The 12670-nt window shown below is 46.2% G+C and carries 13 protein-coding genes; 5 read left to right on the top strand and 8 right to left on the bottom strand.

Annotated features, from left to right (window positions below; translation table 11 throughout):
* Entirely contained in the window at positions 1–1014 is a 1014-nt protein-coding gene (locus V7S65_RS20505; protein WP_336387776.1) for a fumarylacetoacetate hydrolase family protein, read from the bottom strand.
* A 120-nt stretch (positions 1015–1134) separates the two neighbouring features.
* Here V7S65_RS20505 and V7S65_RS20500 point away from each other — a divergent pair, with 120 nt between their 5' ends.
* Complete coding sequence (locus tag V7S65_RS20500) at positions 1135–2382, top strand: serine hydrolase (protein WP_336387777.1); 1248 nt, start codon at positions 1135–1137, stop codon at positions 2380–2382.
* 189 nt (positions 2383–2571) lie between these two features.
* Positions 2572–3228, top strand: coding sequence for a sterol desaturase family protein (locus V7S65_RS20495; RefSeq protein WP_079471745.1), 657 nt, complete (start codon positions 2572–2574; stop codon positions 3226–3228).
* Positions 3229–3271: 43 nt separating this feature from the next.
* Here the strand turns inward: V7S65_RS20495 and V7S65_RS20490 are convergent, their stop codons facing one another.
* The 6 genes from V7S65_RS20490 to V7S65_RS20465 form a co-directional block, all read right to left on the bottom strand.
* The gene (locus tag V7S65_RS20490; RefSeq protein ID WP_079471746.1) at positions 3272–3616 is read right to left on the bottom strand and encodes a hypothetical protein; all 345 of its coding nucleotides are present in this window, start codon (positions 3614–3616) and stop codon (positions 3272–3274) included.
* Positions 3616–4557 (bottom strand): DUF6263 family protein, encoded by a 942-nt coding sequence (locus V7S65_RS20485; RefSeq protein WP_111577077.1) that lies wholly within the window; start codon positions 4555–4557, stop codon positions 3616–3618. Before V7S65_RS20485 ends, V7S65_RS20490 begins: the two co-directional genes overlap by 1 nt.
* Before the next feature lie 17 nt (positions 4558–4574).
* Positions 4575–5348, bottom strand: a complete 774-nt coding sequence (locus V7S65_RS20480) for a TIGR02757 family protein (RefSeq protein ID WP_111577076.1) — start codon at positions 5346–5348, stop codon at positions 4575–4577.
* Positions 5349–5491: 143 nt separating this feature from the next.
* Entirely contained in the window at positions 5492–6631 is a 1140-nt protein-coding gene (locus V7S65_RS20475) for a cystathionine gamma-synthase (protein ID WP_336387778.1), read from the bottom strand.
* 379 nt (positions 6632–7010) lie between these two features.
* Entirely contained in the window at positions 7011–7607 is a 597-nt protein-coding gene (locus tag V7S65_RS20470; protein ID WP_336387779.1) for a DUF2911 domain-containing protein, read from the bottom strand.
* Positions 7608–7704: 97 nt separating this feature from the next.
* Positions 7705–8304 (bottom strand): acyl carrier protein phosphodiesterase, encoded by a 600-nt coding sequence (locus tag V7S65_RS20465; RefSeq protein ID WP_079469913.1) that lies wholly within the window; start codon positions 8302–8304, stop codon positions 7705–7707.
* Positions 8305–8606: 302 nt separating this feature from the next.
* Between V7S65_RS20465 and V7S65_RS20460 the strand changes: the two genes are divergently transcribed.
* Positions 8607–9059 (top strand): hypothetical protein, encoded by a 453-nt coding sequence (locus V7S65_RS20460; protein WP_079469912.1) that lies wholly within the window; start codon positions 8607–8609, stop codon positions 9057–9059.
* Between the two features lie 152 nt (positions 9060–9211).
* Positions 9212–10186, top strand: a complete 975-nt coding sequence (locus V7S65_RS20455) for a deoxyhypusine synthase family protein (protein WP_079469911.1) — start codon at positions 9212–9214, stop codon at positions 10184–10186.
* A 66-nt stretch (positions 10187–10252) separates the two neighbouring features.
* Here V7S65_RS20455 and hemW read toward each other — a convergent pair whose 3' ends face one another.
* A complete protein-coding gene (gene hemW, locus V7S65_RS20450) occupies positions 10253–11380 on the bottom strand; it encodes a radical SAM family heme chaperone HemW (RefSeq protein ID WP_336387780.1) in 1128 nt (375 codons plus the stop codon).
* Between the two features lie 217 nt (positions 11381–11597).
* On the opposite strand from hemW, the gene V7S65_RS20445 reads away from it, so the two are divergent.
* Positions 11598–12650 (top strand): DUF4271 domain-containing protein, encoded by a 1053-nt coding sequence (locus V7S65_RS20445; protein WP_147252292.1) that lies wholly within the window; start codon positions 11598–11600, stop codon positions 12648–12650.
* Positions 12651–12670: the final 20 nt, after the last annotated feature.

Here is a 12670-nt window from a genome sequence, read left to right as displayed (position 1 = left end):
TTATGCTTTTTTCTTAAGGGCCAGCAGGGAGAAGTCTGTATCTTCTTTTACAATAGTATTGGATAAGGTACCTAAGCCGGTTACTTCCATTTCCACTACATCGCCGGGTTGCAGCCATTGTTCGGTGTAGTCGGGATCATTCAGTTTGCCGGTACCGTTCAGTTCCAGGAAGCAGCCGGTGCCTACGGTGCCGCTGCCAATAATATCGCCGGGCAGGATATTTACGCCATAGGCGCAGCGTTCCACAATTTCAGCAAAGGTCCAGTCCATATCGCCCATATTGCCTTCGCTTACAGGGATGCCGTTTACCTTGCAGGTCATTTTCAGGTTGAAGTTATTGCCGGTATGTCCGTCTTTCGCGGGCACTTTCAGTGATTCCAGTTCGTCGGCAGTAACCAGCATGGGGCCTACTACGGTGCTGAAATCCTTGCCTTTGGCGGGACCCAGGTTAAGCAGCATTTCTTCCATCTGGAGGGTGCGTGCACTCATGTCGTTCATGATCATGTATCCGCCGATATAATCGTCTGCTTCCGCGGCGGTGATGTTACGGCCTGCCTTACAGATTACGATGGCCACTTCCAATTCAAAATCCAGTTTTTCGAAATGGTCGGGCATACATACAATTTCGCCGGGGCCCTGGATTGCGTTATGATTGGTAAAATAGAAAATCGGGTATTGGTCGAACTCCGGGATCATGGGCACCTTGCGGTTGCGGCGTGCCGCGGCAACGTGCTGCCGGAAAGCATATCCGTCCCTGCAGGAAGTGGGGAAAGGTACGGGCGACAGCAGCTGTACGCTGTTTACGGGAATACCGATAGCAGAGCTGGGGTTTTTGCCTTCTTTCAGCAGGGCGTCTGCACGTTTGGCGATGTCTATCACATCTTCCCACATCATCAGGAACATGCCCATATTGTTAGGCAGATCCGGGTACAGTTCCTGCGTATTGTATAGCAGTCCGTCCACCAGGATGGCCAGTTGATCTGTTTCTTCTCTTAAATAACTTACTAGTTTCATGGTTTGGTAATTGTTCTGGTTGTATGAAGGATCAAATATAAGAATGGCGGTTAAAAGCGTTGGCTATTTTTTTGTGTGCTGCCGGCGAATTACTTTATATTTATAAACAGAACCACCGATATGCGTTGCTGTTTGCTGCTACTCCTGATGTATGGCCAAATATTCGTTGTGCAGGCACAACCCCGCACAGATACGCTGCTGAAAAACCTGCTGGACCGTGAGGCGCCTCCGGCTCTCCGGCATGTACTGCAATACCCTGATTCGTTCCGCTGCCAGCTTATTTATACGCAAATTGACCGGGATGCCCATAACAGACCTCATTTTAAGAGCTATTACTTGGAAGTGGATGGCAATAAATATTTCAATCCTGCCAGTACGGTGAAGCTGCCCATTGCTTTGCTGGCGCTGGAAAAGATGCATGAATTGCGGGCCCCCGGCCTTCACAGGAATACGCCTATGCTTACGGATAGCGCCTGGCAGGGGCAGGTGACCGTGCACACAGATAGTTCTGCCAGTAATTTGTTGCCATCGGTGGAGCACTATATCAAAAAAATATTTCTTGTCAGTGATAACGATGCCTATAACCGGTTGTATGAATTTGTAGGTCAGCAAACCATTCACGAAAAGTTATGGGCAAAAGGGTATAAAGATGTACGCATTGTGCGCCGGTTTATGCCGCTTACCGAAGAAGAAAACCGCCACACCAACCCTGTGCGTTTTGTGGATAACGGGAAGCTGGTATACGAGCAGCCGGCTGCATATGATACCCTGACCTTTGATTACAGCCGGAAGGTAACGCTGGGGCATGGTTACCTGGATAAGAACGACAGGCTGGTATTAATGCCGATGGACTTTACCAAACATAACAACCTGCCGCTTACAGATTTACAACAGATGCTGCAGTCGGTGTTATTTCCTGCCAGTGTGCCGGCGTCACAGCGGTTTGATATTTCGGAAGATGATTACCGTTTTTTATATCGTTATATGTCGCAATATCCGTCCGAAACTTTGTGGCCGAAGTACGACACTGCGGAGTATTACGACAGTTTCACAAAATTCTTTTTTTTCAAGGCCGGTAAAAAGAACATTCCGCCGTATATACGTGTATTTAATAAAGCTGGCTGGTCTTACGGTTTCCTTACTGATGTGGCCTATATCGTTGACTTTAAGAACCAGGTGGAGTTTATGCTTACAGGCAATATTTATGTAAACAGGGATGGTATTTTGAATGATGATAAATACGAATATGAGGAGGATGGACACCCCTTTTTTAAAGAAGTGGGGGAAATAATTTACAGGTATGAATTACAACGCAGGCGGAAGTATAAACCTGACCTGCATAATTTTAAGATAAACTATAAAGATTGACAGAGGGGATAAATATTATTTATAGCCTTATAGAGTAGTATAGTGAGCGAAATAATGCATGAACGTTGTATTTTTGCGTTCGATAACGACAGTCATCTTCAAAATGCGCATCATTTTTGAGACGGCTGCCAGGGTAGATAAGGAAGGTTTTATTCATATCCCGTAACTGCACTCTAAAATTTGGGAGTTATGAAGTTTGAAAAGATTAAGAACAAAGGACAGGCAAGATTATTTGAGAGCCAGTATCTTGAGATGCTTACCAAAACGCATCCATTGGTGATCTGGGGGCTATATTTGCCCATTATTGGCTACATGCTTTACTATAGCCACAATACCCTCGGCTTTACACCCGGTTCAGTAGCAGGTATATTCGTTGGGGCCATGTTATTCTGGTCGTTTTTTGAGTATATCATGCACCGGTTTTTGTTTCACTTTGCGAGCGACAGCCCCAGGGTGCAACGCTTTATTTATGTAATGCATGGTAACCACCATGAGTACCCGAGAGACAAGCAGCGTTTATTTATGCCTCCGGTACCAAGCCTGATACTCGCGTCCGCCATTTTTGGTGTGCAATATATCTTCCTGCGTGAAATTACGTTTATGTTTTTCCCCGGCTTTATCCTGGGGTACCTGATCTATGGCAGCATGCACTACGCCATTCATGCGTGGAACCCGCCTTTACGGTTTATGAAGCCGTTGTGGCGTAACCATCACCTCCATCATTATAAGAGTGAGGACAAAGGTTTTGGTGTAAGTTCTTCCGTATGGGATCACGTATTCGGAACTTTCTTTGACCTGGAAAAGGAAAAGGAAGACAAGGAAAAAGTGAAGGAACTGACATTTTAAATTAAAGAAGAAGGGGTGACGCTTAGCATCACCCCTTCTTCTTTTACCATCTTTCTTCATCATCGGGCAAGTCGTTTTGTTTGTATGTGGCCCGGGAAGTTATCTTTTGCAGTTGTCTTTCTATAATGAGTGCAGCAATGGGCTTGTAAGGGTCTTCCCCTGTAGCGGCGGCATCTTCCAGTATTCCTTTTACTTTTTTTTCTGCTACATCTGTGCGGTAAAGCAGGAATATAAACCGGGAGAAGTTTTCGCTGATCAGTTGCTGCAGTTTCTCCGCCAGTATTTCTTCCAGTAGTTCATAGCTAACATTCACGGGTACACTTATTTCGAAGTTGTCCCGCGTCCAGGCCGCTGTTTCCTGGAGATATTGCGCTGGCTGTGCGGTCATTATTTCATTTGTTTTATCTTGTAGGAGGCGTTGGTAACTACTTTCACCGGTACTTTCAGGTCGTGTTTTATACGTTTTGCTTTATCGGCTTTGTAGGTGTAGTTGCCAGACATATCGGTATTTTGTACACAGATGCTGGGTAAGCCGCTGCTGCGGTTAATCAGGTAATTGGAAGAGGTGGTACCGCTGATTTCCGCGGTAGCTTTGATGCCATCATCCAGGGTGAGCATCTGTACTTTATCGGTATTGATTTTTGAAGTGCCGCCGATCTTTGCGGTTTGTGTGTCCCATGTCTGCAGGTTCCAGTAGAGGTCTATCCGGCCTATCAGGCCACCGCGCAGCGGAACATTTTCCTCCCATTGTGTGCCGGTTTTAATACCATGTGCAGGATACATGATCAGCAGTTGTTCCAGCCAGCTCTGGAAAGCATCTGTTCCGAACTGGTCTTTCATCAGTTTCCTGTAGGCTTCCTGTTCATCTTTTTTAAGGGTGCTGAAAGCCCCGGCGGCATTGTCCAGGATAGTTTCCAGTCCGTCTACCTTATTGATGATCCCGGTGGTTTGTATTTCCACGGTAAAGGGTTGGTCCAGCACTTTTTTCAGTCCTGCCTGGAAGGGTTCTTCCTGTTTGGTGACCTTTGCATCTACAAAGATGTTCTGATTTTTAGCGTTGAAATTGAATTTCAGATCTTTGTAACGGAACGTGAGGATGGTTTTGCCTGGTTCCACGGAGGTTACCTCCATAGTAATGATATTGTTGTAATCGCGGGTGGTTCTTTGTACAATTTCATTCACCGTCATATAGGTTTCGCTTCTGCTTTTCTGTTCCAGTTCAAATAGCTCTCCTTTGTTGAAGGTATAGTTCAGGGCTACATATTCCTGTGCTTTAACGGATAAAGACAGTGTTACTACCATTGCAATCAGTCCCAGGATTCTTTTCATTATCATTTTTTATTTTATCAGACATATTTTTCGATCACCCCGAGGCCAAACAAGGCGAAATCATATTTGGCAGGATCATCAGGATCCAGTTTCTTCAACTGGTGTGTAAGGGCGGTGGCTGTTTTCCAGTCGGCCTTTGGCTCGGCAATGATTCCCAGCCTGGTGGCCACTCTGCTCACGTGTACATCCATCGGGCATACCAGTTGCGAAGGTGATATGTGCTGCCAGAGCCCAAAATCCACGCCATTTTCGTCATTTCTCACCATCCAGCGTAAATACATATTCAATCGCTTGCAGGCAGAGTTCTTTGCCGGTGTGGCGATGTGCTTAACTGTTCTTTCCGGGTGTTCCAGAGCAAAAAACACTTTCCGGAATCCGATCAGTGCTTTTTCCACATTTTCATCCTGTGGGGTGATGTGGGCACTGAAGGCAAATTCCAGCGATGTTACATTGGTGTAATAATGCTGGAGGAACTCTACAAAATACAGCAGATCCAGGCCGTTGAAAGTACGGTGGCAGAAGGAAAGTAATTTCATACGATCCCGCGGCTGGTGATGACGGATAAAATCGTACGGCGAATCATCCATCATTTTCATTAGTTCCGTGCATTTGTTGATAATACTGGTACGGTTTCCCCATGCCAGTATAGCTGCAAAAAGGCCGGCGATTTCGATATCCTGCAATACAGTGAACCGGTGTGGTATGCTAATAGGATCATTAGCTATAAAGTCCGGGTGATTATAGTATGCTGCCTTGGCATCTAAAAACTCCCTTAGTTTCTGGATCTTCATAAGTTTAATCACGTGTATTACCACAAGCCTTTTTACACCGGAATCTTCAATTCAGATATAAAAAGGCTCTGGACATGGTTAGGATAAATATTTACGCTCCCGGTAAAGATAATTTTTACCGCATAAGAATTAAAATCTATTACTCACCCGATGGCTTTTGCGAGGTCTTCAGTGAGGTCATCTGCGTCTTCAATACCCACGCTTAGCCGGATCAGAGAGTCTGCGAGTCCGTTCTTTATTCTGTCTGCGCGTGGAATGGAGGCGTGTGTCATGCTGGCGGGATGGCCTATCAGCGACTCTACCCCTCCCAGCGATTCTGCCAGGGCAAATAAATGTGTGTTGCTCAGGATCCGGTTTGCTGACTCTATGCTATCATCTTTTAATGTAAAGGACATCATGCCTCCGAAGCCTCTCATCTGTTGTTTGGCAATATCATGATTTGGATGGTCTGTAAATCCGGGCCAGTATACTTTATCCACCCTGGGGTGGTTGCGGAGGAAATTGGCTACTACTACGCCGTTTTCACAATGGCGCTGCATGCGTACGTGTAAGGTTTTGATACCGCGGAGCACCAGGAAGCAATCCTGCGGACCGGGAACGGCGCCGCAGCTGTTCTGGATAAAATACAGCTGTTTGGCGAGGTCTTCATTTTTTACAATCACTACGCCGTGAACCACATCGCTGTGGCCTCCGAGGTATTTGGTGGCCGAATGCAGCACGATATCAGCGCCCAGGTCCAGCGGATTCTGGAGGTAAGGCGATGCAAAGGTATTATCTACACAAAGTATCACTTCACTTTTACGCGCTATCGTTGCACAGGCCGCAATATCTATGATTTTTAAAAGCGGGTTGGTAGGTGTTTCCAGCCATATCATCCGGGTTTTTGGGGTAATATGGGCTTCTATGTTCCGGGCATCAGACATGTCGATGAAATTGAACCGGATACCGTAACGTTCAAACACTTTGGTAAAGATCCGGTAGGTGCCGCCGTAAAGGTCGTTGGTGGCAATTACCTCGTCGCCGGGGCTCAGGAGTTTCATAACTGCGTCTGTAGCTGCCAGTCCGCTGCCGAAAGAAATGCCATGCGTACCGTTTTCAATGGCTGCCAATGCGTTCTGAAGGGCGTCGCGGGTAGGATTCTGCGTCCGGGCGTATTCGTAGCCCTTATGCACCCCTGGCGCACTTTGTACATAGGTAGACGTTTGAAAGATCGGCGTCATAATAGCGCCGGTAGACGGATCGGGAGCTACACCTGCGTGTATGAGTTTAGTACCCAGCTTCATGTCTTAAATAGTTTAGAATGATCAATTTCTGATGGTTTCCAAATATACTCCAGTTTTTGCGATTGGAGATTGGCCAATTGATGAAGGGCAAACTTGTCCATTTTAGCATATATTAAAATATGATCGCATAAAATTCGACGCTTACGAACATTTTTATATCATTCACCAATTAGGTACTAACGGATATGAATAAACCGGCTAAATTCGTTTCAGGTTTTTCATAGGATATGGTTAAAATTCTTAAGGCGGTATTCTTACCGCTTTTTCTTTTTACAGCAACCACTGTGTAAACAGTTTTCGTATAAACGTTACCGGGGCGGAGCAAAAGCAGGAGAACACTGCTTTTACCCCGCCCCGGCGGCATTTTATAATGTAAGGTTTATTTCTTTTTTGGAACAGCGGAACCCTCGTACCATTTAATAGGGAGGCTTACGCTTACTTTATCCCAGGCGATAATGAGATTGGCGCCCGGATCTCCTTTTTCAAACACCATTGTAAATGCTTCTACAGGCGTATCCAGCGACAATACCGGGAGGGCAGTTCTTACCACATCCTTTTTCTGATCATATTTGAAAGCTCCCCATACGTCGGTGTCTTTGTTCAGAATGATGGTCCAGGTTTTTTCTGTTGGAATGGCGTAGAGGGTATAACGTCCTTTCGGGATGTTTTTACCGGCGATGATCACGGGCCGGAAGAACTCTATTTCTGTGGCCTCGTTGGCGCCCAGTCGCCATATTTTACCGTATTCTTCCAGGTTCCCGAAGATATCCCTTCCTTTGGTTTGCGGGCGGCTGTAAATTACTCTGGCTACCAGTGTTCCGGGTTCGCCTTTTACTTTTACAACATAGGGATACATTACAGGGTAATACGCCATATCCATCGGGCTGGCATCAAGTGGAGGTAGTTTTTTATCCTGTGCAGCAGCGCTTAAGCTGATTAAACCTGCTACAAAGGCAAAAAGGAGAACTTTTTTCATCATCCTGGAAAGCTTTATTTCTTTTATAGATTATTGGCGGCAAACCTACTTTTTTTTAAGGAATCTGAAAAGCGTAGTTCTCTCATTTAACAAGCCGTTAGCGGTTTTCGGTTTGTAACAGTTCTTCCACATAAGTTTGAAGCTCAGGGAAGAAATCCTGGTAACATTCTTTCAGGGCGGCATAGTGTTCCATAAACACAGCAAATACAATATTGCCATCGGTTTCCAAATACCTGGCCCGGCGGGCTACTCCCCTGATGGATTTGGAAATTCCTTCTGTAGTATGGTAGTTATAGAGCCAGTTGTACGCCTGCATATGTTCAAACATCTGCAAAAAAGCCGGCGGCAGCTGGTCTGCGCGCTGGTTAATCTCACTATAAACGTAACGGGCAAACGAATACAGGGAATCGTTTGTAAAGCGCTCGGGGTCAATGGCCAGGAAATGATCATATACCAGGTCCGTGAACACGCCGCTGTATAATCCGCAGGACGGTCTGAAAAATTGTTTAGCCCTGCCCGTTACCGGATGTTGGTCAGTAAAGTTGTCGATAGCCCGGTGTATCCGGATGCCCTGCTGGATGCCTTCTGTATAGGCAGCCATGTTTTTCCGGCCCTTTACAAAATCTGCAATGAGGTTACCGGTGATCAGTTCCGGTTGGCGGAAAGACAAGTAAGCATGGGCCAGGTGATTCATCATCTCAAGATACACATTTATGCGGCAATTGGCAGTGGCCGGTCGACCGCTGAAAAACCTTATCCATTTTAACAATTTCTTAACTCTCGCCCAAGCAACATTGGCAGGTTGGCACCAACAAACAGGCTATGGCTGGTCTGTATGGCCGTATGTCCGCCACCGGTCAGGCGGACGTTCATTAACGGATAGCCCAACTAATCATGTGCCCCCATCAGTAAAGTATGCCTTGACCACTGGGCACTTCCGGGTGTAGCTTTGACTTATCAAAACAAAAAAAATTACAATCACCATAAATTTTTTCCGCCATGAAAAAACTTATTTTATTAGTCAGCGCAGCGCTCGTGTTAAGTGCCAATGTGCTTTTCGCAAGCCCTTATGAAACTACTGTTAACAACAAGATCAACAGTACTTTCCATGATTCTTTCAACGGTGCTACCGATGTAAAGTGGTACACAGACGATAACAAAACCTTTACCGCCAAGTTTACCATGAGTAACACCAAGGTGACAGCCTTCTTCAAGGAAGACGGTACCCTGCTGGCTACTTCCCGGTACCTGCAGGCAGAACAGCTGCCACTGAAAGTACTCAGCAAACTGAATAAAAAGTATCCTAACACAAGCATTTACTGCGTAGTGGAATATGCGTCTTCAGATAATGTAGTATATTTTGTAACGCTGGAAAGTACTGATACCTGGACTGTCATCAAAACCGATACAGACGCCAATATGAAAGTATACAGCCGTTTGAAAAAAGCTTAGTTTTAGTAGTGTTAAAAATACAAGGCCCGGGGCATTTACCCTGGGCCTTTTTGTTTTATCCCCACGCCCTTGCCCCTGCAAAAATTATCTTAACTTTGCCACCTGTTAAGGCTTTATTAGCCAGACTGTTAATGTATAAATGATTAAATGACATGAATAAGGGACCTGTTTCTCAATTTATCCAGCACCATTACCGCCACTTTAATGCAGCCGCATTGGTGGATGCTGCCAAAGGATATGAAACACATTTACTGGAAGGTGGTAAAATGATGGTGACGTTGGCCGGTGCGATGAGTACGGCTGAACTGGGCATTTCTTTCGCGGAAATGATCCGTCAGGGTAAAGTGGATATCATTTCCTGTACAGGCGCCAACCTGGAAGAGGATATCATGAACCTGGTAGCGCATACACATTATAAGAGAGTACCTAACTACCGTGATCTGAGCCCGCAGGAAGAATGGGATCTGCTGGAGCAGGGCTTTAACCGTGTTACAGATACCTGTATCCCGGAAGAAGAAGCTTTCCGCCGTATTCAGAAACATATCTACAAAATATGGAAAGATGCTGAAGAAGCCGGTGAGCGCTATTTCCCGCACGAATTCATGTACAAGCTCCTGCTGAGCGGTGTGATGAAAGAACACTACGAAATTGATCCAAAGAACAGCTGGATGATTGCAGCTGCCGAAAGAAATATTCCTATCATCGTTCCGGGATGGGAAGACAGTACCATGGGTAACATCTTTGCTTCCTACTGCATTAAGGGCGACCTGAAAACGTCTACCATGAAAAGCGGTATTGAATACATGATCTACCTGTCTGAATGGTACCGCAACAATTCCGCAGGTAAGGGTGTTGGCTTCTTCCAGATTGGTGGCGGTATTGCGGGCGACTTCCCGATTTGTGTGGTACCAATGATGTACCAGGATCTGGAATGGACAGATGTACCTTTCTGGGGTTATTTCTGCCAGATATCCGACTCCACTACTTCTTATGGTTCGTACTCCGGTGCTGTGCCTAATGAGAAAATTACCTGGGGTAAGCTGGATATTAATACGCCTAAGTTTATCGTAGAATCAGATGCTACTATTGTGGCGCCGCTGATGTTTGCGTATATCCTGGGATGGTAATTAACATTAATTGTGTTTATATAGAAGAGCAGCGGGGATATTACCTCCGCTGCTTTTTTTTATTTTTTATAAGATGAATAACTCGCCGGCTATTCCGTCTGCGAACAGGCGACCGGCTTTTGTTAACCGTAATGCTTCCCCTACCCGCTCTATGCGGCCCATTTTAATATACGGTTCACTGTGCGCCAGTAAATGAATGGTATGATCGGTTCCGAACTTCTCTGCCACCCATTCCAGGTTGCATCCCGCGGAGGTCCGAAGGGACGTCATGATGTATTCGTTGAACTGCATCGCAGTAGTGAGCGACTCTATCTCAAAAGGAACCGTACCTGCCGCAATGCTTTTTATGTATTGGGCGTTGTTTGCGATGTTCCATTGCCGTGATGTGCCGTTAAACGAGTGGGCCGACGGGCCCAGCCCGAGATAGGGTTTGCCCTGCCAATAGCTGCTGTTATGCCGGGAATGCCACCCCGGTAAAGCGAAATTGGAGATTTCGTAATGTTCGTAGCCGGCTGCTCCCAGCCATTCCATCAGCATTTCAAAATGCTGTGCTGCTTTGTCCGGGTCGGTGGCGGCCATTTTCTTTTTCTTTATAAAGTGATCCAGCGCCGTTCCCGGTTCTACGGTGAGCGCATAGCACGATAAATGCGGAACGCCCAGTGCAATGGCCTGCTTCACATTTTGTTCCCAGCCTTCATTGGTGAGCGTGGGCCCTCCGTAAATAAGGTCGATGGTGATATTCTGAAACCCGAGGTCCTGCGCCTGTTTGATACAATCCAGTGCCTGCCGGCTGTTGTGTGCGCGGTTCATCCAGGTGAGGTCTTCTTCATGAAACGACTGTACGCCTATGCTCAGGCGGTTGATGCCGGCGGCTTTCAGCTGCACCAGTTTTTCGGCCGTAAGGTCGTCGGGGTTGGCCTCCAGGGTAATTTCCGCATCCGCTGCTACCGCAAATGTGGCGCGCAGGTGCGACAGGAGAGCAGTGAGTTCCTGCTCCTTCAGCAGGCTGGGAGTACCGCCGCCAAAGTAAATGGTATGTACCGGCTCCTGTGCGAGGTAATCTTTTTGCAGGGCGATTTCCTGCACAATGCTATTCACCATTGCCTCCTGCTGCAACAGCGAGGTGGAAAAGTGAAAATTACAATAGTAGCAGGCCTGCTTGCAAAAAGGAATATGTAAATAAATTCCGGCCATAACGTTTTATGATTGTTTACCCGTATTGGCCGCAAAGATACCTTCTTCCCTTTACTACACTCCGGTCAACTATGGACTATTTTAATATCTTTGCGATATCATAATTACGTTTCCTTTTTGTTATGTGGGCAGGACGTTGTTAATTGCCGTTGATTCCTTTGTGTGGGAAACGGGTTATTGAAAAACCGATTTAAAGTCATTGCAAAATATTTTCCTGGTGCGAAACTGGTTACTGCTGTTATTCATTTTAGGTTATTTGCCCGTTTTGGCACAAACAACAGATTCCGCTGCGGTACGGCCGGCAGTAAAGAAAAAACCGGTGATTACCCGTACAGCTGCAGATTCATCACGCCCGAAGGCGCGTACTGCTCCTGTTAAGAGAGACAGCACCAGGGCTGCTTTGCCGGCTGTTGCGCGGGTGAAAAAGGATACCACAAAGCTGCTGAAGGACACGGCAAATCTGAAAACAGATAGCCTGGCATTGGCGGCTGCGCCTAAAAAAAAGCCGGTATCGGCATATGATCTTTACCTGAAGAAGATATCGCAGGAAAACGTCTTCCTGAAACCCGGCAAACCGCGGTTTGCAGATACCAACCCCATAAGGCCCTACCGTAATATGGACTGGCTCATTTACCTGATGGCGGGGGTATTGCTGGTGCTGAGCGTGATCCGGCTGGCTTACCGGAAATATTTCTCGGATCTGTTCCGTGCATTTCTGAATCCTACTTTGAGTCAGCGGCAGTTAAAGGACCAGTTGTCGCAATCGCCTTTCCCTAACATGTTGCTGAATATTTTCTTTGCTATTGCGCTGGGGCTGTATTTTTACCTGGTGCTGTACCGTCAGCAGGTATTTCCACAGGCGGAGCCCTGGTTGCTGATACCTGGTTTAATAGTGATGGTGGCCGTGGTGTATGGTTTTAAGTATATTATGCTGCGTTTCTGCGGCTGGTTATTCGGGAATTCTGAGCTGGCGGATGCTTATATTTTCATTCTTTACCTGATCAACAAGATTTTGGGGGTGTTACTGGTGCCGTTCCTGGTGATAATTGCCTTCTGTAAGCCCGAAATAGCCCGTACTTTCCTATATATATCCTTGTTTTTTATTGTATTACTCATTATCTACAGGTATATTAGATCTTATTCACTGGTTAGGCAGTACCTATCTTTCAGTAAATTGCATTTTTTTCTTTACCTTTGCGCATTCGAAGTAGCGCCTGTTTTAATATTAACCAAGGTGCTGCAGAATATCTGGTTAACTGGTAATCCCTGATTATCGCCTATTGTTAACAC

The organism is Chitinophaga sp. CCNWYY40, assembly GCF_037483205.1.
Lineage (GTDB): Bacteria > Bacteroidota > Bacteroidia > Chitinophagales > Chitinophagaceae > Chitinophaga > Chitinophaga ginsengisegetis.
The sequence above is the reverse complement of the archived record's forward strand: the minus strand, read 5'-3'. Positions and strand labels throughout refer to the sequence as shown.